General features: G+C 58.5%; 20 protein-coding genes. 9 read left to right on the top strand and 11 right to left on the bottom strand.

The window, feature by feature from the left end:
- Positions 1–114 precede the first annotated feature (114 nt).
- From LBF07_RS18135 to LBF07_RS18120, 4 genes are all read left to right on the top strand, one after another.
- A complete protein-coding gene (locus LBF07_RS18135) occupies positions 115–1,014 on the top strand; it encodes a glycyl-radical enzyme activating protein (RefSeq protein WP_094934341.1) in 900 nt (299 codons plus the stop codon).
- A gap of 4 nt (positions 1,015–1,018) precedes the next feature.
- Positions 1,019–3,451 (top strand): formate C-acetyltransferase/glycerol dehydratase family glycyl radical enzyme, encoded by a 2,433-nt coding sequence (locus LBF07_RS18130; protein WP_094934342.1) that lies wholly within the window; start codon positions 1,019–1,021, stop codon positions 3,449–3,451.
- A gap of 166 nt (positions 3,452–3,617) precedes the next feature.
- Positions 3,618–4,433, top strand: a complete 816-nt coding sequence (locus LBF07_RS18125; protein WP_047061452.1) for a Cof-type HAD-IIB family hydrolase — start codon at positions 3,618–3,620, stop codon at positions 4,431–4,433.
- A gap of 149 nt (positions 4,434–4,582) precedes the next feature.
- Positions 4,583–5,839, top strand: a complete 1,257-nt coding sequence (locus LBF07_RS18120; protein WP_094934343.1) for a DUF1479 domain-containing protein — start codon at positions 4,583–4,585, stop codon at positions 5,837–5,839.
- On the opposite strand, the gene LBF07_RS18115 is transcribed toward LBF07_RS18120, so the two are convergent.
- Positions 5,836–6,909 carry a LacI family DNA-binding transcriptional regulator gene (locus LBF07_RS18115; RefSeq protein ID WP_094934344.1) on the bottom strand — a complete coding sequence of 358 codons (1,074 nt, stop codon included), beginning with the start codon at positions 6,907–6,909 and terminating at the stop codon, positions 5,836–5,838. The genes LBF07_RS18120 and LBF07_RS18115 overlap by 4 nt on opposite strands.
- Positions 6,910–7,197: 288 nt before the next feature.
- Here LBF07_RS18115 and LBF07_RS18110 point away from each other — a divergent pair, with 288 nt between their 5' ends.
- Both LBF07_RS18110 and LBF07_RS18105 read left to right on the top strand, forming a co-directional pair.
- Positions 7,198–8,499, top strand: coding sequence for an MFS transporter (locus LBF07_RS18110; RefSeq protein ID WP_094934345.1), 1,302 nt, complete (start codon positions 7,198–7,200; stop codon positions 8,497–8,499).
- 17 nt (positions 8,500–8,516) lie between these two features.
- Complete coding sequence (locus LBF07_RS18105) at positions 8,517–10,880, top strand: glycoside hydrolase family 31 protein (RefSeq protein WP_126327545.1); 2,364 nt, start codon at positions 8,517–8,519, stop codon at positions 10,878–10,880.
- Positions 10,881–10,971: 91 nt separating this feature from the next.
- Here the strand turns inward: LBF07_RS18105 and LBF07_RS18100 are convergent, their stop codons facing one another.
- A complete protein-coding gene (locus LBF07_RS18100) occupies positions 10,972–12,567 on the bottom strand; it encodes an ABC-F family ATPase (protein WP_039261438.1) in 1,596 nt (531 codons plus the stop codon).
- 222 nt (positions 12,568–12,789) lie between these two features.
- On the opposite strand from LBF07_RS18100, the gene ldtB reads away from it, so the two are divergent.
- Positions 12,790–13,710, top strand: a complete 921-nt coding sequence (gene ldtB / locus LBF07_RS18095) for a L,D-transpeptidase (RefSeq protein ID WP_023310896.1) — start codon at positions 12,790–12,792, stop codon at positions 13,708–13,710.
- A gap of 42 nt (positions 13,711–13,752) precedes the next feature.
- On the opposite strand, the gene LBF07_RS18090 is transcribed toward ldtB, so the two are convergent.
- The 9 genes from LBF07_RS18090 to mntR all read right to left on the bottom strand — a co-directional run bounded on the left by LBF07_RS18090 (position 13,753) and on the right by mntR (position 24,393).
- Entirely contained in the window at positions 13,753–14,469 is a 717-nt protein-coding gene (locus LBF07_RS18090; RefSeq protein ID WP_048976797.1) for a GntR family transcriptional regulator, read from the bottom strand.
- Positions 14,470–14,484: 15 nt separating this feature from the next.
- A complete protein-coding gene (locus LBF07_RS18085; protein WP_045355721.1) occupies positions 14,485–15,807 on the bottom strand; it encodes a PTS sugar transporter subunit IIC in 1,323 nt (440 codons plus the stop codon).
- Positions 15,808–15,858: 51 nt separating this feature from the next.
- Complete coding sequence (locus LBF07_RS18080; RefSeq protein WP_045887588.1) at positions 15,859–17,235, bottom strand: glycoside hydrolase family 1 protein; 1,377 nt, start codon at positions 17,233–17,235, stop codon at positions 15,859–15,861.
- Positions 17,236–17,383: 148 nt separating this feature from the next.
- Complete coding sequence (locus tag LBF07_RS18075) at positions 17,384–18,424, bottom strand: aldo/keto reductase (protein WP_094934347.1); 1,041 nt, start codon at positions 18,422–18,424, stop codon at positions 17,384–17,386.
- Positions 18,425–18,526: 102 nt separating this feature from the next.
- The gene (locus LBF07_RS18070; RefSeq protein ID WP_094934348.1) at positions 18,527–20,050 is read right to left on the bottom strand and encodes an efflux transporter outer membrane subunit; all 1,524 of its coding nucleotides are present in this window, start codon (positions 20,048–20,050) and stop codon (positions 18,527–18,529) included.
- A complete protein-coding gene (locus LBF07_RS18065; RefSeq protein ID WP_033145003.1) occupies positions 20,050–21,621 on the bottom strand; it encodes a DHA2 family efflux MFS transporter permease subunit in 1,572 nt (523 codons plus the stop codon). The genes LBF07_RS18070 and LBF07_RS18065 overlap by 1 nt, the downstream gene beginning before the upstream one ends.
- Complete coding sequence (locus LBF07_RS18060) at positions 21,618–22,712, bottom strand: HlyD family secretion protein (RefSeq protein WP_039261431.1); 1,095 nt, start codon at positions 22,710–22,712, stop codon at positions 21,618–21,620. The genes LBF07_RS18065 and LBF07_RS18060 overlap by 4 nt, the downstream gene beginning before the upstream one ends.
- Positions 22,713–22,813: 101 nt before the next feature.
- Positions 22,814–23,923, bottom strand: coding sequence for an anion transporter (locus LBF07_RS18055; protein ID WP_033145002.1), 1,110 nt, complete (start codon positions 23,921–23,923; stop codon positions 22,814–22,816).
- Positions 23,920–24,393, bottom strand: a complete 474-nt coding sequence (gene mntR / locus LBF07_RS18050; protein ID WP_023310887.1) for a manganese-binding transcriptional regulator MntR — start codon at positions 24,391–24,393, stop codon at positions 23,920–23,922. The genes LBF07_RS18055 and mntR overlap by 4 nt, the downstream gene beginning before the upstream one ends.
- Positions 24,394–24,576: 183 nt before the next feature.
- Here mntR and mntS point away from each other — a divergent pair, with 183 nt between their 5' ends.
- A complete protein-coding gene (mntS, locus tag LBF07_RS18045) occupies positions 24,577–24,705 on the top strand; it encodes a manganase accumulation protein MntS (protein WP_048979635.1) in 129 nt (42 codons plus the stop codon).
- Between the two features lie 283 nt (positions 24,706–24,988).
- Positions 24,989–26,572 carry a phosphoethanolamine transferase gene (locus LBF07_RS18040; protein WP_064672137.1) on the top strand — a complete coding sequence of 528 codons (1,584 nt, stop codon included), beginning with the start codon at positions 24,989–24,991 and terminating at the stop codon, positions 26,570–26,572.
- Positions 26,573–26,621: the final 49 nt, after the last annotated feature.

Genomic DNA, 26,621 nt, shown 5'->3' with positions numbered 1-26,621 from the left:
ATTTAGCCTGCACTTACCCTATCACGACAAAACCTGCTCAGTAGTTGACCTGCATCAAGATAACTTTCATTCGAAAGTAATTTAATCTTCATATGCAATACGAGAGGCGAAATCATGATCTTCAATATTCAGCGTTACTCTACCCACGATGGCCCCGGTATTAGAACCGTGGTGTTCCTGAAAGGCTGCTCGCTGGGCTGTCGCTGGTGCCAGAACCCGGAAAGCCGCTCCCGCAGCCGGGACGTGCTGTTTGACCCGCGCCTGTGCCTTGACGGCTGCGACCTGTGCCAGCAGGCGGCACCGGGCTGTATCGAACGCGCGCTGAATGGCCTGGTTATCCACCGCGAGAAGCTTGATGAAGCCACGCTCTACGCCCTTACCGACTGCTGCCCGACGCAGGCGCTGACCGTCTGCGGTGAAGAGCAGCAGGTCGAGGAGATCATGGCGACCGTACTGCGCGATAAACCCTTCTACGACCGCAGCGGCGGCGGGATCACCCTCTCCGGCGGCGAGCCGTTTATGAACCCTGAGCTGGCGCACGCCCTGTTTAAAGCCAGCCACGAACAGGGGATCCACACCGCCGTGGAAACCTGCCTTCACGTGCCGTGGCACTATATCGAGCCGTCATTACCGTACGTCGATCTGTTCCTCGCCGACCTGAAGCACGTCGACGGTGAGGTGTTCAAACAGTGGACGGACGGTTCGGCTAAGCGGATCCTGGATAACCTGAAACGCCTTGCCGTCGCCGGAAAAAAAATCACCATCCGCGTGCCGCTGATCCAGGGCTTTAACGCTGACGAAGCGTCCATCACCGCCATTACCAACTTCGCCGCCGACGAGCTCGGCGTCGACGATATTCATTTTCTGCCGTATCACACGCTGGGCATGAACAAATACACCCTGCTCGGCCAACCTTACTCTGCCCCTGACAAACCGCTGGATAACCCTGCCCTGCTGGACTTCGCGCAGCAATACGCCTGCCAGAAAGGGTTAACCGCGACCTTACGAGGATAAACCTATGACGACCCTGAATCTCAACACCCTCAGCGAGCGCATTAAGGCGCACAAAACGGCGCTGGTGCATATCGTTAAGCCGCCGGTCTGTACCGAGCGCGCCCAGCATTACACCGAAATGTACCAGCAGCACATGGACAAGCCGATCCCGGTACGCCGCGCTCTGGCGCTGGCGCATCACCTGGCTGAGCGTACCATCTGGATCAAACACGACGAGCTGATTATCGGTAACCAGGCAAGCGAAGTGCGCGCCGCGCCGATTTTCCCGGAATACACCGTATCCTGGATTGAGAAAGAGATTGACGATCTGGCGGACCGCCCGGGCGCGGGCTTTGCGGTGAGCGAAGAGAACAAGCGCGTGCTGCACGACATCTGCCCGTGGTGGCGCGGCCAGACGGTGCAGGACCGCTGCTATGGCATGTTCACCGACGAGCAGAAAGGCCTGCTGGAAACCGGCATTATCAAAGCCGAAGGCAACATGACCTCCGGCGACGCGCACCTGGCCGTTAACTTCCCGCTGGTGCTGGAGAAAGGCCTCGACGGCCTGCGCGCTAAGGTGGCCGAGCGCCGCACGCGCATCAACCTGACGGTGCTGGAAGACCTGCACGGCGATCAGTTCCTGAAGGCGATCGATATCGTGCTGGAAGCCGTAAGCCTGCACATCAAACGCTTTGCCGATCTGGCGCGTGAAATGGCGTCCACCGAAACCCGCGAAAGCCGCCGCGACGAGCTGCTGGCGATGGCGGAAAACTGCGACATCATTGCCCACGAGCCGCCAAAAACCTTCTGGCAGGCGCTGCAGCTGTGCTACTTCATTCAGCTGATCCTGCAGATTGAGTCAAACGGCCACTCCGTCTCCTTCGCGCGTATGGACCAGTATCTCTATCCGTACTACCGCCGCGACGTCGAGTTGAACCAGAGCCTCGACCGCGAACACGCTATCGAGCTGCTGCACAGCTGCTGGCTGAAGCTGCTGGAAGTGAACAAAATCCGCTCCGGCTCGCACTCCAAGGCTTCCGCCGGTAGCCCGCTGTACCAGAACGTCACCATCGGCGGCCAGAAGCTGGTCAACGGTGAGCCGATGGACGCGGTGAACCCGCTCTCCTACGCGATTCTGGAATCGTGCGGTCGCCTGCGCTCCACCCAGCCAAACCTGAGCGTGCGCTACCACGCGGGCATGAGCAACGACTTCCTCGACGCCTGCGTGCAGGTGATCCGCTGCGGCTTCGGGATGCCCGCGTTCAACAACGATGAAATCGTCATTCCGGAATTCATCAAGCTCGGCGTTGAACGAGACGACGCCTACGACTACGCGGCCATCGGCTGTATCGAAACCGCGGTGGGCGGCAAGTCGGGCTATCGCTGCACCGGCATGAGCTTTATCAACTTCGCCCGCGTGATGCTGGCCGCGCTGGAAGGCGGCCGCGACGCCACCAGCGGCAAGGTGTTCCTGCCGCAGGAGAAAGCGCTCTCCGCCGGTAACTTCGACAACTTCGACGAAGTGATGGCGGCGTGGGACAGCCAGATCCGCTACTACACCCGCAAATCTATCGAGATTGAGTACGTGGTGGATACCATGCTGGAAGAGAACGTCCACGACATTCTCTGCTCGGCGCTGGTGGACGACTGCATCGAGCGCGCGAAAAGCATCAAGCAGGGCGGCGCGAAGTACGACTGGGTCTCCGGCCTGCAGGTGGGCATCGCTAACCTCGGCAACAGCCTGGCTGCAGTGAAAAAGCTGGTGTTCGAACAGGGCACTATTGGTCAACAGCAGCTGGCGGCGGCGCTGGCGGATGACTTCGACGGGCTGACCCACGAGCAGCTGCGTCAGCGCCTGATCAACGGCGCGCCGAAGTACGGCAACGACGACGACAGCGTGGACATGCTGCTGACGCGCGCCTATCAGACCTACATCGAAGAGCTGAAGCAGTACCACAACCCGCGCTACGGCCGCGGCCCGATTGGAGGTAACTACTACGCGGGCACCTCTTCCATCTCCGCAAACGTGCCGTTTGGCGCGGCAACGATGGCCACGCCGGACGGACGTAAGGCGCACACCCCGCTGGCGGAAGGAGCAAGCCCGGCCTCCGGTACGGACCACCTCGGCCCGACGGCGGTAATTGGCTCGGTGGGTAAACTGCCGACGGAAGCGATTCTCGGCGGCGTGCTGCTGAACCAGAAGCTGAACCCGTCGACGCTGGAAAACGACAGCGATCGCCAGAAGCTAATGGTGCTGCTGCGCACCTTCTTCGAGGTGCATAAAGGCTGGCATATCCAGTACAACATCGTCTCGCGCGAAACGCTGCTGCAAGCGAAGAAACATCCTGACCAGTATCGTGACCTGGTGGTGCGCGTCGCGGGCTACTCGGCGTTCTTCACCGCCCTGTCGCCGGATGCGCAGGACGATATTATCGCCCGTACTGAGCATACGCTGTAACGGCATATCCCCTCACCCCGCCCCTCTCCCACGGGGAGAGGGAGAAAACACTAACAACGGCAACCACGGTTGCCGTTTTGCTTTTACTTTCGAATGAAATTAAATTTGTGCTCCCCGTCACCTTGTTATTAGAATGTTTCAAAACGCAGTGACCCAGGAGCACAGTATGACCGTTAAAGTTATCGTCACCGATATGGACGGAACTTTCCTTGATGATGCCAAGCAGTACGATCGTGACCGCTTCCAGGCACAGTTTGAACAGCTTAAAGCCCGCGATATTGAATTCGTTGTCGCCAGCGGCAACCAGTATTACCAGCTCATCTCCTTCTTTCCGGCGCTGAAAGACAGGATCTCCTTCGTGGCGGAAAACGGCGCGCTGGTGTTCGATCGCGGCGAACAAATTTTCCACGGCGAGCTGACGCGTCATGAATCGCAGATCGTGATTGGCGAACTGCTGAAGGACAAAGGGCTGAACTTCGTGGCCTGCGGGCTGGAGAGCGCCTGGGTCAGCGACCAGGCTCCTGAAGAATTCGTGGCGCTGATGTCAAAGCACTATCACCGCTTAAAGCGCATCAGCGATTACCGCGAAATTGACGACGTACTGTTTAAGTTCTCCCTGAACCTGCCGGACAGCGATATCCCTAATCTGGTGGATAAACTGCACGTCTCCCTGGACGGCATCATGAAGCCGGTCACCAGCGGCTTTGGATTCGTGGATTTGATTATCCCCGGCCTGCACAAGGCCAACGGCATTAGCCGTCTGCTGAAACGCTGGAAAATCTCCCCGCAGGAGTGCGTGGCCATTGGCGACAGCGGCAACGATGCCGAGATGCTTAAGCTGGTGAAATATTCCTTTGCGATGGGCAACGCGGCAGAGAGCATCAAAGAAATCAGCCGCTACGGCACCGACGACAACAACCATCAGGGCGCGCTGAACGTCATCCAGGCCGTGCTCGACAACCATTCCCCGTTCGACGTCTGATCCTTTCCTCGCCGGAGCGTCGCTCCGGCCTCTCACTCTTTTTCCGTCCTGTGGCTTGCGTCAAGTTTTTAAACTTGCATTAACTTATTTTTAACTTAAAGTATCACTTGTAGACACTTTTACTTTCGAATGAAAGATGCGAGGCAGTTATGACCTTTACCAGTGAAACTTTGCCAGCGGATCACAAAGCGGCAATCCGTCAGTTAAAACGTGAGCTGCGCGCGCAGATCGGCGACGTGCAGGCAGTGTTTAATAAGCTCAGCGACAAAATTGCCACCCGCGTGGCGGAAATCAACGCGCTTAAGAACAAAGGTGAATCCGTCTGGCCGGTGATCCCGTTTGCGGATGTGAAAAACGGCACCATTACCGACTCACAGCGCGAGGCCGTTAAACGCCGCGGCTGCGCGGTGATTAAAGGTCACTTCCCGTGCGAGCAGGCGCTGGCGTGGGATCAGTCGATGCTCGACTACCTCGATCTGAATAAGTTTGACGAGGTCTACAAAGGCCCGGGCGATAACTTCTTCGGCACCCTGACGGCCTCTCGTCCGGAGATTTACCCGATTTACTGGTCTCAGGCGCAGATGCAGGCGCGCCAGAGCGAAGAGATGGCGCAGGTGCAGTCGTTCCTGAACCGTTTATGGACATTCGAGAGCAACGGCAAGCAGTGGTTCAACCCGGACGTGAGCGTGATTTACCCGGACCGTATCCGCCGCCGCCCGCCGGGAACGACCTCGAAAGGACTGGGCGCGCATACCGACTCCGGCGCGCTGGAGCGCTGGCTGCTTCCGGCTTATCAACAGGTGTTCGCCCGCGTGTTTGACGGCAACGTCGAGAAATACGATCCGTGGAACGCCGCGCACCGTACCGAAGTGGAAGAGTACACCGTCGATAACACCACCAAATGCTCGGTGTTCCGCACCTTCCAGGGCTGGACGGCGCTGTCGGATATGATCCCAGGTCAGGGGCTGCTGCACGTGGTGCCAATCCCGGAAGCGATGGCCTACATTCTGCTGCGGCCGCTGCTGGACGACGTGCCGGAAGACGAGCTGTGCGGCGTGGCGCCGGGGCGCGTCCTGCCGGTTTCAGAGAAATGGCACCCGCTGCTGATCGAGGCGCTGACCAGCATTCCGGCACTCGATGCGGGCGATTCCGTGTGGTGGCACTGCGATGTGATCCATTCCGTCGCGCCGGTGGAAAATCAGCAGGGCTGGGGCAACGTGATGTACATTCCTGCCGCGCCGATGTGCGAGAAAAACCTCGCCTACGCGAAAAAGGTCAAGGAAGCGCTTGAAACCGGCGCGTCGCCGGGAGACTTCCCGCGCGAGGATTATGAAAAAAGCTGGCAGGACCGCTTTACCGTGAACGATCTCAACATCCACGGTAAGCGCGCGCTGGGCATGGTTTAACTGTCGTACAGCCCTTCCCGCTCCACGGCGGTGCGTCGTTTCCCCTGACGTATCCGCCGTACCGATTCCCGCACGGCCAGCGTGCCGTTAAGCAGCAAGGTTCCCACCGGCGCGTCCGGGCGCATCAGCCGCTGCTGGAGCATATATACCGCTTCGGTTCCCAGCTCATCGCGCGGAACGTGCACCGCCGTTAATGGAACATCCTGAATCGCCGCCAGGTTAAAGCCGTCAATGCTCATCACCGACACGTCCTGCGGCACGCGCAGGCCGTGGTTTTGTAATGCGCTAATGGTGCCCGCCGCCATAAAGTCGCCGCCGACCAGGAACGCGGTCGGTAAATCCTTCCCCTGCACTTCACTGAGCCAGCCGCTGACCATCTGTTCCGTTTCGCGCGCGCTGAAGCTGGGCACTACAAGCAGATCGCGTTTATCGTTGAATTTCATGTTGTGAGACTGCCACGCGTCGCGGATCCCCGCCAGGCGCAGCTCCATGGTGTAGCGGCGCAGGCACAGCACGTTCATCACCTCACGGTGTCCCATCTCGAACAGATATTCCGCCGCCCGCTCGCCGATAGCGCGATGATCCGGCGCGACGGCAGGCAGACGCATGTGCCGGTCGCGGCAGTTAATCAGCATGCAGGGTTTACCCACGTCCACCGCCAGATCGTGGATATGGGGATCGTCGATGCCAAGAAGGATTGCCGCCTGAGTGTCCGCTTCGTTCATGCGTGCCAGAAACAGCTGGGCGTCGCTGTCGTTCTCCTCCAGCGCGCAGTAGCGAAGACGCACATCGTGGGACGCCAGTCCTTTACTCACGCTCTGGATCACGCGGTAGTAAAAGATGTCGGACCGCTCGTCAAACGCCCGCTGCGGGGCAAAAACCACCAGGCTGTTAAGCAGCAGACGCCCTGCCGCCATGCCGTCCATCACCCCCAGCTCCCGCGCGCACGCCAGCACCTTTGCGCGCGCTTTTTCACTGGTATTCGCTTTTCCCGCCAGCACTCGCGACACGGTGCTGATCGAGAGCTGCGTCCGGGCCGCGATTTCGGTGATTTTTAGCCTTTTGTCCATTTTGTGATCTGGCTCCATTTGCGGAATGAAAAAATTTTCATAGCGTATTGGTCAGACAATAGCTGACATAAAGGCCATCATGCCAGAGGGTATACGTCAGTTATGAGAAATTTTGCACAAAATCCACTTTTGCCCACTCATTTTCTTCCTTAAGGTGAACTTGTCACACAACTTCCATACTAGTTGTATACCAACTTAAGCATTTTAAACGGATATAAATCAAAGGCATAAAAATCCGTGTGACACCTGAACCTCCGTCCCCTTACCGTCCGTCTTGTGGAGAGTAAAATGAGTCAGGACATCAATAACACCGTAGCGACAAGCAAAACCCGTCGCGTCATCAAGAACCTGCGCTGGTACGTGCTGGTGCTGTTCTTACTTGGCGTCACCGTTAACTACATCACCCGTAACTCACTCGGGATCCTCGCCCCGGAACTGAAAGAGAGCCTCGGGATCACCACCGAGCAATACTCCTGGATCGTCGGTGCGTTCCAGATCGCCTATACCATTTTCCAGCCCCTGTGCGGCTGGCTGATTGACGTCATCGGCCTGAAGATTGGCTTTATGGTCTGCGCCGGGATCTGGGCGCTGATGTGTATTTTTCACGCGGGCGCCGGAAGCTGGCTGCACCTCGCTATTCTGCGCTTCTTTATGGGTGCCTCTGAGGCCGCCGCTACCCCGGCAAACGCCAAAACCATCGGCGAATGGTTCCCGAAATCAGAGCGACCCGTTGCCGCCGGCTGGGCGGGCGTAGGCTTCTCCATCGGCGCGATGCTGGCCCCGCCCATCATCTATTTCGCTCACGCGTCGTTCGGCTGGCAGGGCGCATTTATGTTTACCGGCGTGCTGGCGCTGCTGTGGGTGATCCTGTGGTGGGCGTTCTACCACAACCCGGAGCAGCACCCGAACCTGAGCAAGGACGAGCTGGCGTTCATCAAGCAGGATAACGAACCGCCTGCGGTGAGACTGCCCTTCCTGACCGCGCTGAAAACCGTCTCGAAAAACAAACGCTTTTACGGTATCGCCATCCCGGCCTTTATGGCGGAACCGGCCTGGGCAGTGCTGAGCTTCTGGGTGCCGCTGTATCTCGCCAAAGAGCACGGCATGGATCTGAAGCAGATTGCGATGTTTGCCTGGCTTCCGTTCCTCGCCGCCGACCTCGGCAGCGTGGCGAGCGGCTACCTGACGCGTCTGTTCACCCGTCTGTTCGGCTGCTCGCGCGTTAACTCGGTCGTTGCCAGCTCCGTGACGGGCGCGTTCCTGATGATCTCGCTGGGCATCGTGGCCATTACCCGCGACCCGTATATCACCATCGTGCTGATCTCCATCGGCGGCTTCGGGCACCAGATTATCTCCTGCATGCTGAGCGCCCTGGTCGTTGAGTCGTTCGACAAAGGCCAGATGGCGACCGTCAACGGCATGCGCGGCTCGGCGGCGTGGATCGCCAGCTTCCTGTTCTCGCTGTTAATCGGTGTGACCGCCGACAAAATCGGCTTTAACCCGCTCTTTATTGCCATGGGCTTCTTTGACCTGATTGGCGCTGTCTTCCTGGTAGCATTTATTGCTGAACGTCGCGCCAAGCGCGCCTGATAGTGGATGTATTGCATATGAAAACCCTGAAAAACTGGACCCTTGATACGCAGTCGGCAAACCATCTGGAACTGCTGGTCGATAACCAGCACCGCCTGTGCCTGTATGTGCTGGAAGAGAACCTGTTCCGCGTGCTGATCAAACGCAAAGGCGAGCTGGCGCTGGACCGCACCTGGAGCATCGCGCCGGAAAAAGACGTGCCGTGGGAAGGCCGCCGTCGTGACGATATAAGCGGTTTCTCCTGCCCGGCCTGGACCCTGACGCAGCAGGAAGAGACGCTCACCGTGGCAACCGAACAGCTGCGCGTAACGGTCCACCAGCCGCTGTGGCTGGAGTGGCACTACCGCAATGAGGCGGGCGAGTGGCAGCCGCTGGTCAACGACCGTCCAACCAGCGCCTACCTGCTGAACGCCCACGGCGACGGCGTGGCGCACTACCTCAGCCGCCGCAAGGACGAGCGTTTCTATGGCCTGGGCGAAAAAGCGGGCGATCTGCAGCGCAACGGCAAGCGCTATGAGATGCGCAACCTCGACGCCATGGGGTACAACGCGGCCAGCACCGACCCGCTCTACAAGCATATTCCGTTCACTATCGCCCGCCGCGACGACGTCAGCTACGGCCTGTTCTACGACAACCTGAGCAGCTGCTGGCTGGATCTGGGTAACGAAATCGACAACTACCACACCGCCTATCGTCGCTGGCAGGCGGAAGCGGGCGACATCGATTACTACATCTTTACCGGCACGCGCGTGCTGGACGTCACCAAAGCCTTCGTGCGCCTGACCGGGAAAACGCTGTTCGGACCGAAATGGAGCCTGGGCTACAGCGGCTCGACCATGCACTACACCGACGCGCCGGACGCGCAAAACCAGCTGATGAACTTCATCCGCCTGTGCGAAGAGCACGCCATTCCGTGCGACTCGTTCCAGCTCTCCTCCGGCTATACCTCTATCAACGGCAAGCGCTACGTATTTAACTGGAACTATGACAAGGTGCCGCAGCCGAAGGTGATGAGCCAGGCCTTCCACGACGCTGGGCTGAAGCTGGCGGCAAACATCAAGCCGTGCCTGCTGCAGGACCATCCGCGCTATAACAAAGTGGCGGAGAGCGGTCTGTTCATTCGCGATTCAGAAACCGATGCACCGGAACGTTCCAGCTTCTGGGATGACGAAGGCTCGCACCTCGACTTTACCAACCCGCAGACGGTGCAGTGGTGGCAGAACGGCGTCACCACGCAGCTGCTGGAGATGGGCATCGACTCTACCTGGAACGACAACAACGAATATGAAGTGTGGGACGGGGAGGCGCGCTGCTTTGGCTTCGGCAAAGAGATCGCCATCAAGCATATTCGCCCGGTGATGCCGCTGCTGATGATGCGCGCCTCGCTGGAAGCGCAGCAGCGTTTCGCGCCGGAAAAACGTCCGTACCTGATCTCCCGCTCCGGCTGCGCCGGGATGCAGCGCTACGTTCAGACCTGGAGCGGCGACAACCGCACCAGCTGGGACACCCTGCGCTATAACATCCGCATGGGTCTGGGCATGAGCCTGTCCGGTCTGTTCAACGTCGGTCACGACGTCGGCGGTTTCTCCGGCGACAAGCCGGACGCCGAGCTGTTCGTGCGCTGGGTGCAGAACGGCGTGATGCACCCGCGCTTTACCATTCACTCGTGGAACGATGACCACACCGTGAACGAGCCGTGGATGTACCCGGGCGTCACGCCAGCCATTCGCGGCGCGGTTGAGCTGCGCTACCGCCTGCTGCCGTACCTCTATACCCTGCTCTGGCAGGCGCACGCCGACGACGAGCCGATGCTGCGCCCGACCTTCCTCGACCACGAGCATGATGCGCAGACGTTTGAGGAGTGCGATGACTTCCTGCTGGGCCGCGACCTGCTGGTGGCCAGCGTCGTCGAATCCGGGCAGCGCGAGCGCCGCGTCTGGCTGCCGGATAACGACACCGGCTGGTATGATTTTTACACCCACGCGTGGTATGCGGGCGGCCAGTCGATCGTCCTCGACGCGCCGCTGGAAAAACTGCCGCTGCTGGTGCGCGCCGGTGCCGCTCTGCCGCTGAGCGAACGCATTACGCATGTGAATGCCGAAAAAGATACGACCCGCGAGCTGAAGCTGTTCCCGGTGAAGGGCGTCGGCACGACCACCGGAATGCTGTTTGAAGACGACGGCGAAAGCTGGGGCTACCAGAACGGCAACGCGCTGTGGGTGGAGTGGGAAATGGTGTGCGACGGCGCAACCATCAACCTGAAGGTCAACGCGCGCGGGGATTATCGTCCGGCGTGGAAATCGCTTAAGGTGTCGCTGCCTGCAGGGGAAAAACGTACGCTGCTGGTGAACGGGGTCGAAGGGGGCGAGTGGGTGGTCTAGTGCGGCCTGATGCCCTCACCCTAACCCTCTCCCACGGGGAGAGGGAACAGAACGTAGGCCGGGTAAGGCGAAGCCGCCACCCGGCTTTTTTTTAGTTCTCGATACCTTTACTGCGCAGGTAATCTTCGTAATTACCGGTGAAGTCCACCACGCGCTCTGGCGTAATTTCGATCACGCGGGTCGCCAGCGAGCTGACGAACTCACGGTCGTGAGAGACGAAGATCAGGGTACCCTGATACATCTCCAGCGCCATGTTCAGGGATTCGATAGATTCCATGTCCAGGTGGTTAGTCGGTTCGTCCATCACCAGGATGTTTGGTTTTTCCATCATCAGCTTGCCGAACAGCATGCGTCCCTTCTCGCCACCGGAGAGCACCTTAGCCGGCTTTTTGATGTCGTCCTGGCTGAACAGCAGACGACCCAGAATGCTGCGCACCGCCTGCTCGTCATCGCCTTCCTGCTTCCACTGGCTCATCCAGTCGAAGACGGTGAGGTCGTTTTCGAACTCATATTCATGGTCCTGCGCGTAGTAGCCAATCTGCGCGTTTTCAGACCACTTCACGGTGCCGTTATCCGGCTGCAGTTCACCGACCAGGGTTTTCAGCATGGTGGATTTACCCACGCCGTTGGCACCGAGGATGGCAATCTTCTCGCCCACTTCCAGCAGCAGGTTGAATTTTTTAAACAGCGGACCGTTCTCAAAGCCTTTTTCAAGGGCTTCCACTTCCAGCGCGTTACGGAACAGCTTCTTGTCCTGCTCGAAGCGGATGAACGGGTTCTGACGGCTGGAGGCTTTGACTTCGTCCAGCTTGATTTTGTCGATCTGACGGGCACGCGAGGTCGCCTGACGCGACTTAGAGGCGTTGGCGCTGAAGCGGCTGACGAAGGACTGCAGGTCAGCAATCTGCGCTTTCTTCTTGGCGTTATCCGCCAGCAGACGTTCACGCGCCTGGGTAGCCGCCGTCATGTACTCGTCGTAGTTGCCCGGATAAACGCGCAGCTCGCCGTAGTCCAGATCCGCCATGTGCGTACAGACCATGTTCAGGAAGTGACGGTCGTGCGAGATGATGATCATGGTGCTGTCGCGATCGTTCAGCGTCTGCTCCAGCCAGCGGATGGTGTCGATGTCCAGGTTGTTCGTCGGTTCGTCGAGCAGCAGGATGTCCGGGTTAGAGAACAGCGCCTGTGCCAGCAGCACGCGCAGCTTCCAGCCTGGCGCCACTTCGCTCATCGGGCCGTAATGTTGTTCGACAGGAATGCCCACGCCGAGCAGCAGCTCGCCCGCGCGCGCTTCCGCAGAGTAGCCGTCCATCTCGCCGTACTGCGTTTCCAGGTCGGCCACTTTATAGCCGTCTTCTTCGCTCATTTCGGCCAGCGCGTAGATGCGATCGCGCTCCTGCTTCACTTCCCACAGTTCCCCATGCCCCATGATCACGGTGTCGAGCACGGTGAACTCTTCGAAGGCGAACTGATCCTGACGCAGCTTACCGATACGCTCGTTAGGGTCGAGCGATACGTTACCGAGCGTCGGCTCCAGGTCACCGCCGAGGATCTTCATAAAGGTGGATTTTCCGCTACCGTTGGCACCAATCAGGCCGTAACGGTTGCCGCCGCCAAATTTGACGGAAATGTTTTCGAACAGCGGCTTACTGCCAAACTGCATAGTGACGTTGCTGGTAACTAACACGGGGAGATTCCTGCGAAAAGTGTGATAAACACGGCATTATGCCACAATTCCGAATTGAGATCCCGTGTTGCGGCAATCCACTAAACTTTAACAAAATCGAAAAAAATGTGATTTCGTACACATCTGAATTCCCTGTTAGCGGGAATGCACATATAATGCGCTCCCATCACAGATTCAGACTTATCAACTCATCGCCAGAATGGCTTAGATACCTCGCACAACATGAACATGAAATTAACAACGCTTTTAGCGGCGGCGTTAGCCGTAGTAGGTTTTTGTAAGACCGCGTCTGCGGTGACGTATCCCCTGCCAACCGACGGTAGCCGTCTGGTAGGCCAGAACCAGGTTGTGACGGTACCAGAAGGTAACTCTCAGCCACTGGAGTATTTCGCTGCGCAGTACCAGCTGGGCCTGTCTAACATGCTGGAAGCGAACCCGGGCGTTGACCCGTATTTGCCGAAAGCGGGCACCGTGCTGAATATTCCTCAGCAGCTGATCCTGCCGGATACCGTTCATGAAGGTATCGTGATTAACAGCGCCGAAATGCGCCTGTATTACTACCCGAAAGGCACCAACACCGTTATCGTGCTGCCAATCGGTATCGGCCAGCTGGGTAAAGACACCCCAATGAACTGGACCACCAAAGTTGAGCGTAAGAAAGCGGGCCCAACCTGGACGCCGACTGCCAAAATGCACGCGGAATACATCGCTGCGGGCGAACCGCTGCCAGCCGTTGTACCGGCAGGCCCGGATAACCCAATGGGTCTGTACGCGCTGTACATTGGTCGTCTTTACGCTATCCACGGTACCAACGCCAACTTCGGTATCGGCCTGCGCGTAAGCCACGGCTGCGTGCGCCTGCGTAACGACGACATCAAATTCCTGTTCGAAAACGTGCCGGTCGGTACGCGCGTGCAGTTCATCAACGAACCGGTGAAGGCGACCTCTGAGCCAGACGGCAGCCGCTACATCGAAGTGCACAACCCGCTGTCCACCAGCGAAGACCAGATCAACAACAACGAAATCGTCCCTGTTACGCTGAACAGCGCGGTGCAGGCGGTGACTTCTCAGCCAGACGTAGAAACGGCGATTGTTGACCAGGCCGTGCAGAACCGCTCCGGTATGCCGGTGCGTTTGAACTGATAGCGAAGCATTAAAAAAGCGGGCCTCGTTGCCCGCTTTTTTTTATCCGTTATTCACGATCACGATCCCGCCGTGGTCGTACCGATAGTGGCAGTGGGCATACTCCAGCGGCGTGCCGTCCTCCAGATAAATCACCTGCTCCACTTCCAGGACGGGATCGGTCTGCTCGCAGACCAGATGCTCCCTGTCCAGCGCGTTGGGCTTAAGCGCCCTCACAACCCGATACGACCCCATAATTTTCAGCCCCAGCGTCTCCTGCACGTACTGGAACACTGAACCTTCAAGATGGTTTTTCGTCAGGCCCGGCACCAGATTCATCGGCATCACCGTGGAATCCAGCGACATCGGTTCGCCGTTCAGCAGACGGAGTCGAATGAAGTCATAGATCGGCGCATCGGCGTTAATCATCAGCGACGCCTGCTCTTTTTCGTTCGGGAAGCGCAGCTCGAAATGCACTACCCGGCTGGTCACCGTGCCCAGATGCGCCCAGGTTTTGGTCGCGCCAAAGTAGTCGCTGCCGGAGAGGTCCCACTGCGAGAGCTGAAGGAAGTTTTTGCGGATGAACGTGCCCTGGCCCTGGCGGGTATAGACCAGACCTTCGACGATGAGCTGGCGCATCGCCTGCTGAATGGTCATCCGGCTGGAGTTGAACTCCGCCGCCAGCGCAAACTGGTCCGGCAGGGGTTCGTTGGCGGCGTACTGCTGGCTGATAATGCGTTTCTTAATTTCCCGCGCTATGGTGATGTACTTCGCCGCCATCGTTCTTCCTTTCAGTTAGTTTTCTATCCCGCTGTTTTTCAACGCCACTCTCTCGGCAATCTTGAGGAAAGGCAGGTAGAAGAATACACCAAATACGATGATTGCCAACTGCACCACCACCGCCCGCCAGTCCCCTGCCGTGGCCAGCCAGGCGCTGAGAATGGGCGGCGTGGTCCACGGGATCATCACCACGCAGCGCGACATTAACCCCAGCGTGGTACAGAGCCAGGCGAAGTAAATGCCGATGGCGGGCAGCAGCACAAACGGGATCATCAGCGGCAGGTTAAACACGATCGGCAGGCCGAAAATCACCGGCTCGTTGATGTTGAACAGACCGGGCGCCAGCGACAGACGCGCCACCTGCTTCGCCGATTTTTGTCGGGAGAAGATAAAGATGGCGATCAGCAGCGATATCGTGCTGCCCGTGCCGCCCACCATGCCAAACGTCGGCACGAAGATGTTGTTGATGATATGCGGGATGGGCTGGCCGTTGGCGAAGGCCAGCATGTTCTCGTTGGTGTTGATCAGCAGGAACGGCTCCAGCACCACGCTGTTAACGACTGACTGATGAATACCGAGCGTGAACAGGAAGTTGCCGAAGCTGTAGATGAAAATCGTCCCCGGCAGGCTGGTGTTGATCAGCCGCAGCGGCTGCTGGATAAAGGTGGTAATAAGATGGATCAGGTCCGTGTGCAGCACGTTTGCCAGTATCGCCGCCAGCACCGCGAACAGGGAGAGCGTGAGGATAGTTGGGATCAGCGCGGTAAAGGATTTGCTCACCGCCGGAGGCACGTTTTCCCCGAGGGAAATATGCAGCGCCTTCAGGCGCGAAATGGCGATAAACACTTCCGTTGAGAGCAGCCCGATCAGCACACCGGCGAAAATCCCGGTTGAGCCAATATTGGCGAACGTCAGCACCTGGGTGACGTTCACCGCGGCATCGCTGCCGACGGGCGTAATCTGCAGGCGCATCGGCATCATGATGATGAAGCTGCTGACGGCGATAACCACTGCCGAGACCGGATTGTCGAAATCTTTGTTGCGCGCCAGCGACCAGGCAATCATCGGAGCCAGCAGCAGCGCGGCGATGTTCAGCGTGCCGTTGATAATCGCCTCGCCCCATACCTTAAACTGCGCGAGCGTGTCGCCGTGAAAAATCCACGGAAATACCACGTTGTTCACCAGCACCGCCAGACCGGCGAGGATGAAAATCGGCATCACCGTGGCGAAAGCGTCGCGCAGGGAGCGCAGGTGCACCTGATTTGCCAGGCGCGCCGAGAACTCTACAAATTTATCGACAAAAGACTGCATGTGCGGTGTTATTTTTGTTTCAGACATAGCGGATAGTTCCCATCAATCAGTCACAAAAACGGCCCGGCAGCGTACGGCTTACATCTCGCGTCCGTTGGTATGGATAACCTGTTTTAACCACGCGTAGCTCTTCTTCGGCACGCGCTTCAGGTCTTTCAGGTCATGGTTTTCACGGTTGACATAGACCACGCCGTAGCGTTTACGCATGTCGCCCTGGGAGCTGAGAATGTCAATTAACCCCCAGCCGAGGTAGCCGATCACCTCTGCCCCGTCCTCGAACATCGCCTCCTTCATGGCATTGATATGCGCCCGGTGGTAGTCGATGCGGTAGGTGTCCTCGATCGGATTGACGCCGTCCCAGGACTCAATCACCCCGATGCCGTTTTCGATCGGGAAGACCGGCATCCGCCAGTCGTTGGCGTAGCGGGTGATGATGGTGCGAAAGCCCAGCGGATCGATCTGCCAGTTCCACTCGGTGGCCTTCAGGTACGGATTGTTTTTCTCGCCGTGCAGCAGGTAATAGTTCACCGGCGTGCCTTCCGGGATCGCATCGCTGTCCAGCGTTTTGCTGGCGTAGTAGCTGAAGGCCATATAGTCGTTTTTAGTCCGCGCCAGCAGCGCTAAATCCTCGGCGCGGTAGATATCGCCAAAGCCCTCCTGCTCCACCACCGCCATAACCGCGGGGCTGTAGCCCTGCCCTGCGAAGACGCGCAGCAGGTTCTGGTTGAGGAACTCGTCGTACTGCTGGGCGCAGAAGATATCGCGCGGTTTGCAGGTGGCCGGGTAGATCAGCTGGTGCGCCAGCATGCCGCCCATCAGCTGGCCGGGCCTGGTCTGATGCAGATACTCGGTCAGCGCCATGTGCGCCACCATCGTATGGTGCTGCAGCTCGTACAGCTCGCGCAGGGTTTTCTCACCGTGCATATAGCCGGAAATGCGGAACGCTTCAGGCATATGGAAGATGTTCTGCTCGTTGAAGGTCAGCCAGTACTTCACGCGGTCGCCATAGCAGTCGATCATCTTTTTGCCGTAGCGGATAAAGGCCTCCATCACGCGGCGGTCGTTGAAGCCGTTGTACTCCTGCGCCAGCGCCAGCGGCATATCGAAGTGGTACAGGCAGACCATCGGTTCGATGCCGCGGGCGATGAGATCGTCAATAAAGCGGTCGTAAAACGCGATGCCCTCGTCGTTGAACGCGCCGTCGCCCTGCGGGCAGACGCGGCTCCATGAGATCTGAAAGCGATAGCAGTTCATGCCCAGATCCTGCATCAGGTCGAAATCTTCCCGGTAGCGGTGGTAGGAGTCGGTCGCGACTTTCCAGTCGGAGACGTTCTCCCCGGCTTCGCGAATGTCGTAAACCGACATCCCTTTCCCGCCCTCGTTCCATGCCCCTTCCGTCTGCATGCTGGACACCGAGTTGCCCCATAAAAAATTGGCCGGCAGCGAATTGTTCATGCTCTCTCCCTATATGACTAGTCATTTAAAATTTCATGACTAGTCATATAGGCGAAGATGAAATGGGGATCAAAGAGGAGGATCGTTTTTTGTGAGCAATGCGGGAAAAAAAGCCCCGGTTAGCGATGCACTACCGGGGCGAGGAAGGTTATTGTTGCGCGAGCTGATTGCGGCGATATTCCCCCTGCCGCTCCAGCATCCAGCCAGGGTATTCGCGCGGCAGCGCGCTCACCGCATCAAGCTGCTTAAGCTCGTCTTCGCTCAGTCGGATCCCGGTCGCGGCGATATTGTCGTCCAGCTGTTCGACGCGTTTCGCGCCAATGATGACGCTGGTCACCGCTTTCTGATGCAGCAGCCAGGCCAGCGCGATTTGCGCGACGGAGACGCCCTTGCTTTCGGCGAGAGTGCGCATCACGTCCACGCAGTCGAAGGCGCGATCTTTGTTCACCGGCGGGAAGTCAAACTCCAGACGACGACCGCCGGCTTCACTCTGACCGTCGCGGCCATATTTTCCGCTCAGCAGACCGCCTGCCAGCGGGCTCCAGACCATCAGCCCGACGCCTTCGCTCTGCATCATCGGTACCAGCTCGCGCTCCAGATCGCGCCCGGCAATGGTGTAATACGCCTGCAGCGACGCGAAACGCGCCAGCCCAAGACGTTCAGAAATACCGAGCGCTTTGGCAATCTGCCACGCCGCCCAGTTAGAGACGCCGATGTAGCGCACGTGGCCGTGCTGCACCAGGTTATCCAGCGCGTAGAGCATCTCTTCAATCGGCGTTGCGGGGTCGAAGCCGTGAAGCTGGTAGAGATCGATATGATCGAGCTGCAGGCGGCGCAGGCTCTCCTTCACGCTGCTGATGATGTGATAGCGCGAGCTGCCGCGCGAGTTCACCCCTGCCGTTCCCGTTTCGCCGAACACTTTCGTCGCGACCACCACGTTCTCGCGAGGGATCTTCAGGTTTTTCAGCGCCTGACCGGTGATCTCCTCCGAGCGTCCTTCCGAGTAAACGTCCGCGGTGTCGATAAAGTTGATCCCGGCATCCAGCGCGCGGCCCACCAGCTGCTCGGCTTCACTTTGCTGGAGCTGGCCAATCTTGCCCCACATGCCGCCCTCACCGCCGAAGGTCATGGTGCCGAGGCACAGTTCAGAAACAAACAGACCGGTGTTGCCCAGTTTTTGATAACGCATAAGTTATTCCTCGCATGTCGATTGGGTACCCGATAGTTATACCCGCCCCTCAGCCATCGCGAATGTGGTGTTCCTGTCCGTTTCTTGCCCAATCCTCTGAATTTATCCGCGCGGGGCGTCGCCAAAGACGCTGTATTCTGGTAATTGCACCTGCTGATACGGCTCCCAGCCGCCGCCGAGGGCCTTGTAGAGCGCCACCAGATCGAGCGCGCTCTGCACCTGCGCCTGTGCGCGCTGCTGCTGGGCCTGCGCCAGCTGTCGCTGGGCGTCCAGCACGTCGATAAAGCTGGCGATCCCCTGCCGGTAGCTGTCGCTCGCTAAATCAAAGGCGTTTTGCAGGGCGTCGATCGTTTTTGCGAGACCCGCTTCACGCTGCTGGTCGGTGCGATAGCTCACCAGCGCGTTTTCGACATCGCCGAGCGCGGTCAGCACCGTCTGGCGATAGTCCAGCACCGCCGCCCCCTGCTGCGCGCGCGCCACCTTGACGCTGGAGACCAGTCGACCGCCCTGGAAGATGGGAATGGAGACCTGCGGGCCGAAGCTGTAGAAGTGGCTGCTCCAGTCGGTCAGCCAGTTGGTTTCGCTGTTGCGTAGGCCAAACTGCCCGGAGAGCGTAAAGCTCGGGAACAGCTCCGCCACCGAGACGCCGATTTGCGCCGTCGCGGCATGAAGGTTCGCCTCCGCTTCGCGCACGTCCGGACGGCGTCGTGCCAGCGTGGACGGAATGCCGGTCTGCACGATATCCGGCAACGCCGGCATCGGCTGCGCAGACTGAAGTTCGCCATCCAGCGCCCCTGGCGGCTTGCCGAGCAGGATCGCCAGGCCGTTCATCGCCTGCCGCTCCTGCGCCTGATATTGCGGAAGCTGTGCTTCAAGGTTGCCTAACTGCGCCCGGGCGTTTTCCACATCCATCTGCGGCGACAGCCCGCCCCGCTGGCGGCTTTCGGTGAGATCCAGCGTCTGCTGCGCGCTTTTAATCTGGGTGTTCAGCGTGGCGATAATGCTCTGCGCCCCGCGCAGCTGGAGCCACGCGCGCGCCACTTCGGCCTCCAGCGATACCAGCGCGTCGTTACGCTGCTCGATAGCCGCTTTCTGCTGCGCTTCGGCGGCTTCCACCTGACGACGCACCTTGCCCCACAGGTCGATTTCCCACTGGGCGTCGAAGCTGCCCTGGTAGAGGTTAATCGGCTGCGTCAGCGGCCCTAACGCGCCCCGCAGTTCAGGATCGACATTATCAAGTTGGTCGTACACGCCGTGAGATTTCAGCTCTCCTTCCAGGCCAAGCTGCTGGCGCGTCGCCTGCAGATTGCCGTTGACCGACGGATAAAACGCCCCGCCCGCCTGGTTAATCTGCTCTCGCGCCCCGGCGATGCGCAGCACCGTCTGCTGCAGCGTCAGGTTTCCGGCAATGGCGCGCTCAACCAGGCTGTCGAGCTGCGGCGAGCCGAAGGTCTTCCACCAGCGCGGATTGGTCGCAGCGGAAGTAGTTTGCGATTTCACCGCGCTGTCGCCCTTATCGTTCCAGTGCGTAACGGCGGGCGGCGCAGGCTGCTTGTAGTCAGGCCCAACGGCGCAGCCCGCCAGCAGCATCATTATCATCAGGGGGTGTAAACGTCTGTGTATCATCAATGTGCTCCTGCACTCCCCTCGCTCTTAACCGGCGAGAGCAACAAACAAAATGGAATCAGTAACAAGGCCACCGCGCTCAGAATGGTGAAGACGTCGATGTAGGCCAGGAAGCGCGACTGCTCGATCATGGTCTGGTACATGCGTCCGGTGGCGATGCCGGTGGGGTCGCCCACCTGGGTGGTGAAGTTCTGGATCGCCTGGGCGCTTTCGCGTATCGCCTGCTGGAACTGCTCGTTAAGCGGCGAGGCGTGGTACGCAAGGTGCGCGCTGTGCGCCTGGGCGCGTTCGGTGATGGCCGCCGTCGAAAGGGATATGCCAATCGAGCCCGCGACGTTGCGGAACATGGTAAACAGCGCCGCCGCATCGGCATTCAGCCGCCTCGGTATTGAGATAAACGCAATCGTCGTGAGCGGCACAAACAGGAACCCCAACCCTATCGACTGGGCGCTGCGAAACAGCACCAGCGTTTCGAAGTCGATATCCGGCGTCAGCGTTCGCGACCAGAAGAACGACACCGCCAGACAGGTAAAGCCAAAGGCGATAATCCAGCGCGTCTGCACCACCGGCATCAGCTTCAGCACCAGCGGAATGGTTAACACAATCAGCACCGCCCCGGGCGACAGCACCAGCCCCGACCAGGTAGCGGTGTAGCCCAGGTCCTGCTGCGCCAGCTGCGGGATCACCACCGAACTGCCGTACAGGATCATCGCCATCCCCGCCATCAGCAGGCTGGAGATGGCAAAGTTGCGGTCCTTCATGCAGTGCAGATCCACCACCGGCTTTCTGGCATACACCAGCCAGTAGATGGCGCCGATAATGCCGACAAGCGTCAACACGCCGAAGGTGCGGATAAAGTTCGAGTAGAACCAGTCCTCATCTTCTCCCCGGTCGAGCATCACCTGCAGACAGCCCAGCCCCAGCGCGATCAGGCCGATCCCCGTCCAGTCGATAGTCAGCTTCTCTTTTGATTTGCTCTCCCACGGCGGATCTTCCAGCAGCTGGTAGATCGCCAGCACCGTGACAATCCCCACCGGAATGTTGATAAAGAACACCCAGCGCCAGGAGTAGTTATCGGTGATCCAGCCGCCCAGCGTCGGGCCAAGCACCGGCGCAACGATAATCGCAATGGAGGACAGACCAAACGCTTTGCCCCTGTCTTCGGGTTTGAAGTAGTCGAGCAGCACCGACTGCTGCGTGGGCTGCAGCCCGCCGCCAAAAAAGCCCTGCATCACGCGGAACAGGATGATCTGCCACAGCTCGGTGGCAATCCCGCACAGGAACGAGCAGACGGTGAACATGACGATGCAAATCAGGAAGAACTGCTTGCGGCCAAACACCCGGCTCAAAAACGCCGAGATGGGCAGCACGATGCCGTTCGCGACCAGATAGCTGGTTAACACCCAGGTGGATTCGTCATAGCTGGACGAGAGCGAGCCTGCCACGTGGGGCAGCGCCACGTTGACGATGGTGGTGTCCAGAATTTCCATGAATACCGCCAGGGTGACGACAATCGCCACCGCCCACGGATTGCTGGCGGGTTTCCAGCTGTCGTGGCTGTGATCCGTCATTCCACCGTCACCTTCGGTGCAACCGACAGCCCCAGCGGCAGCGGTTTGTTTGGATCCAGGCCCTTATCAATCACGATTTTGACCGGCACGCGCTGCACAATTTTGACAAAGTTACCGGTGGCATTTTCTGCCGGGAAGGCGGAGAAGCGCGAGCCGCTGCCCTGCTGGATACTGTCGACGTGGCCCTCAAGTTCCATATCCGGCCACGCGTCGACGGACACGGTGACCTTATCGCCAGGCTTCATGCGTTCAAGCTGCGACTCTTTAAAGTTCGCGACCACCCACACGTTCGGGGAAACCAGCGAGAACAGCGCCGTCCCCGCCTGCACCAGCGTGCCGGGCTGCACGTTGCGTTTGGTGACAACGCCGTCGAACGGGGCGCGGACTTCGGTATAGGAGAGATTAAGGTTGGCGGTTTCCAGCTGCGCTTTAGCCTGATCGACCTGACGCTCGCGCGCTTCAACGTTGGTTTCCTGCTGGCGGATTTGCAGCTGGACCTGCTCTGCCACTTCCAGCTGCGCCTGAGCGCTGGCCAGCCCTGCCTGTGCGCTGCGCAGCTGTGCGTTCGCGGAATCGATACTTTGCTGAGTGGTCGCACGCGGGTCGACGCCGCGCTGGCGACGGTACTCTGCCTGCGCGTTCGCCAGATCGGCCTGCGCTCTCAGCACCTGCGCTTTGGCTTCGTCACGCTGGGCGGGATACTGGACTTTTGAAAGCGCCAGCTGCGCCTGCGCCTGATGCAGTTGCGCGATAGCCAGCCCAAGCTGGGCCTGAGCCTGATCGCGCTGCGCGGTGGTGTCCCGCGGATCGATAACCACCAGCAGATCGCCCTTTTTCACGCGCTGGTTATCGCGCACGCGCAGCTCGGTAACGTAGCCCGCCGTTTTGGGGGCAATCGTCACCACGTCGCCGTCGGTAAAGGCGTCGTCGGTCGTCTCTTCGTTACGGGTTAAAAACCACCAGACCAGCGCCACGACGACCATCACCACCACGACAATGCCGAGGATAATTAACGGTTTCTTGCCCGGGCGCTTACGCTCATTATTGTTTTTGTCCTGCTCGTCAGCAGGCGGGTTTTGATCTTCAGCCATAGTTCAGCAACGGTCCTGTCAGTGAGCGGCATCACACTATGCCGTTCACTAAAGCTAGGACGTTGCTATACGTTTGCCAGGAAAAACTGACAAATTGCGCACTATATGAGAAGGAATATTCCGAAACCGATCGCCGCGGCCCAAACCAGCATCGGAATCGACCAGACGTGGAAACGCCACCAGATACGACGGTCGTTGGCCATGCGCAGAGCGATCAGGTTTGCCAGCGAGCCGGGCAGCAGCCCAAACCCGCCGATGTTCACCGCCCAGGCCAGGAGCGTATCGGGCGGAACATAGTTGAGCAGCAGAATGGTGGACGGCACGTTGCTGATAAACTGCGACAGGCCAATCGCCGTCAGCCACAGTCCCGGCTGAGACAGCGTGCTGACGCTGTGCAGAACGTTCTGCAGCACCGGAAGCTGGATAAGGAGATGCACATCAATAAACATCGCCATAAAGACCAGCAGCAGCGTCCAGTCCACGCTCACCAGCACGCGACGCGCCAGGACGACAAAGCCTGCGGCAACGAGCAGGACGCCCGCCAGCTCATACTTCAGCTCCAGCGCGAACAGAAAGACGATGTATAACCCGAGACAGCTCCACACCAGGCGCGGCTGCCACTGCGGGCCGGTTGTGCCGCTGTGGTACTGCAGCTTTTTATCCGGAAACGCAAACCAGCACACCGCCATCAGCGACAGCATCATCACCAGCGCCAGAGGGGCCATCTGCCAGGTAAAGGCGGCGAACGACAGCCCGGACCGTCCCCACAGAAGGATATTTTGCGGGTTGCCGATTGGCGTCAGAAGCGAGCCCGCATTGACGGCCAGCGCTTCAAAGATGATCAGCCGGCTGACGGGGATCTCGCACAGCTTACGCAGCGTGAGCGTGAGGGGCACGATGATAAACAGCGCCACATCGTTGGTCAGAAACGTCGACAGCACCGCGGCGGAGAACACCATAAACAGGGACAGCCTGCGCTCGGTGGCAAAGCGGCGCACCATTTTGCGGCCCAGAACGTCAAAATAGCCGCTCAGCTCGACCCCTTTGGTGAGCATCATCAGGCCACTCAGGGTAATGATGGTGCGCCAGTCAATTGCGGCGGGCCAGGCGTGTGGCGCAAAAGGCACAAAGAGGCTTAACGCTGCGCCAATGATTAATAAGAGATGGAAGAAACGATCGCGTGCCAGGGCCTGCAGTCCGGGGATTTTCATTCAGCGGAGGGACCATATTTAAGGGTAAATTCGCGGAACTTCACCAGCGTCTCTTCGCTGACGTGGTGTTCCATGCCTTCCGCATCCCGGCGGGCGATTTCCGGGCTGACGCCCAGCACCAGCAAAAAATTCTCGACAAGCTGATGGCGCTCGCGGCTCTCCTGCGCGAGTTTCTCCCCTTCCGGCGTCAGAAAAACACCGCGCCAGGGGATCATTTCAATTAAGCCCACGGAAGCCAGGCGTTTTAACATTTTAGCGACAGTTGGCTGTGAAACCCCCAGCCTGGCGGCCATATCGACCTGGCGCGCTTCACCGACCTCACGAATCAGATCGGAAATGAGTTCAACATAATCATCAATCAGTTCACGCCGGTGCGCTTCACGGACCTGGCGAAAACCTTCGACATGTTCTTCAACATTCACCAGTTGCGTCGTTTTCCTCATTGTCGGATGACCTGCGCGACGGTTCATTGTACTTCCTCAGTGGGGTGACGCTTCCAGCGCCCGGATTCGAGAGCGCACATTGTAAACCATAGCTCCGCAAGCACAAAAAATTAACGAAATAGCCATAGCTATACAATATAGCCTGTGCTATATCTGTATGTAATGCAGTCACCCTTCACGGATCGAAGGGATCAAAACTCAGGAGGTCTTATGAACGAATTCAAGAGGTGCATGACCGTGTTTACCCACTCTCCCTTTAAAGTGCGCTTAATGCTGTTGAACATGCTGTGCGATATGTTTAACACCAAACCGCATCAGGACGACAAACCTACCCACTAAGCGGCGTTGCGGTACGCCGCTTCATTTTCCCGTCACAATCTCGCTGTAAACTGGCTTCCAGCCGCCTTATTCCCGATCTTTTTTACGGATTTGCAGTCCCCTTCGCAAAACATCTGCTTAGCAACTGTTGATATTATTTAGCGCTCGCACTATCTTCTTGCAGCCCTGCACAATTTGCGGCTCGCTGAAGCGGACCCTCATTCCCTCTCCACGCACTGTCAGGCAGGTTATGACCCTTGACGCCAGGGTGAGCACATGGCGTTTTCATCCATGATAGTGACCTATGAATGTAACCCTGATAGATACCGTTGTGACCCGCAGCCGGGCCTTAAGCCCGTGGACGGGTTTTTACTTTTTGCAGTCATTACTGATTAACTTTGCGCTGGGTTATCCCTTTAGTTTGCTCTACGCGGTGGCGTTCACCTGCGTTTTGCATGTGCTGTGGCGATCCGCACCGCGCGTGCAAAAAGCGTTAATCGGGATCTGCTCGCTGGTCGCTGCACTCTATTTCCCGTTTGGCCAGGCTTACGGCGCGCCAAACTTTAATACCCTGCTGGCGCTGCACTCGACCAATATGGAAGAGTCAACGGAGATCCTGACGATCTTCCCGTGGTACAGCTACGTGGTCGGGATCTTTATCTTCGCGTTGGGCGTTATCGCCATCCGCCGTCAGCCGGGCGAGAAAAAACCCTGGGGTAAGATCGAAATACTCTGTCTGGTGTTCAGCGTTGCCGTGGCGTTTGTCGCTCCCATCCAGAATATTCCCTGGGACGGTAAGCTCAGGCTCACCAATATCGGCTATCCGGTTTTCCGCTTCGTGAAGGACGTCGTTGTCAATAATAAAGAGGTTCTCGACGAGCAGGCGCGCATGGCTGAGCTTTCCAATATGAAAGACACCTGGAACGTGCTGGCCGTTAAGCCAAAATATCATACCTATGTAGTGGTGATTGGCGAAAGTGCCCGTCGCGATGCAATGGGAGCCTTCGGCGGACACTGGGATAACACACCGTTTGCCAGTTCGGTTAAAGGCACGCTGTTTACCGATTATGTCGCGGCCAGCGGCTCGACGCAGAAATCGCTCGGCCTGACCCTAAACCGTGTCGTCGACGGCAAACCCCAGTATCAGGATAATTTTGTCACCCTGGCAAACCGCGCGGGTTATCAGACCTGGTGGTTCTCCAATCAGGGGCAAATTGGCGAATACGATACGGCCATCGCCAGTATCGCCAAACGTGCCGACGAAGTGCAGTTCCTGAAGAACGGCGACTTTGAAGCCGACAAAAACACCAAAGACGAAGCGCTGTTGAAAATGACGGCACAGGTTTTCGCCACTCCGCGCACCCAGCCTCAGCTGATCGTCCTGCACCTGATGGGGTCGCACCCGCAAGCCTGCGATCGCACCGGCGGGAAGTACGCGGAGTTCGTGCAGTCCAAAGAGACCTCTTGCTATCTCTACACCATGACGCAAACCGATGAGCTGCTGAGCAAGCTGTACGATCAGCTGCGCAATACGGGCGACAGCTTCTCCATGGTCTATTTCTCGGATCACGGGCTGGCGTTTAAAGAGCGTGGTAAAGAGGTGCAGTACCTGGCGCACGATGACAAGTTCCAGCAGAACTTCCAGGTGCCGTTTATGGTGCTGTCGAGTGATGATAAAACGCATCGCGTGATTAAAGCGCGCCGTTCGGCTAATGATTTCCTGCAGTTCTTCTCGCAGTGGACGGGGATTACAGCCGAGCAGATAAAAACGGCTTACCCGTTTGTCTCAAACAAGAAAGCTCCCCCAGTGTACGTTACCAACTTCAAGTTACAGAAAGTTGACTACAACCATCTGGGTACGGATATTTTTGATATTAAGAGTAAGTAATTGCCGTCTCGTGCGGACTGATGCCCTCACCCTGGCCCTCTCCCACGGG

The sequence above is a fragment of the Enterobacter cloacae complex sp. ECL352 genome, from assembly GCF_020149545.1.
GTDB lineage: Bacteria > Pseudomonadota > Gammaproteobacteria > Enterobacterales > Enterobacteriaceae > Enterobacter > Enterobacter asburiae_B.
This window is presented reverse-complemented; position numbering and strand designations above follow the sequence as displayed.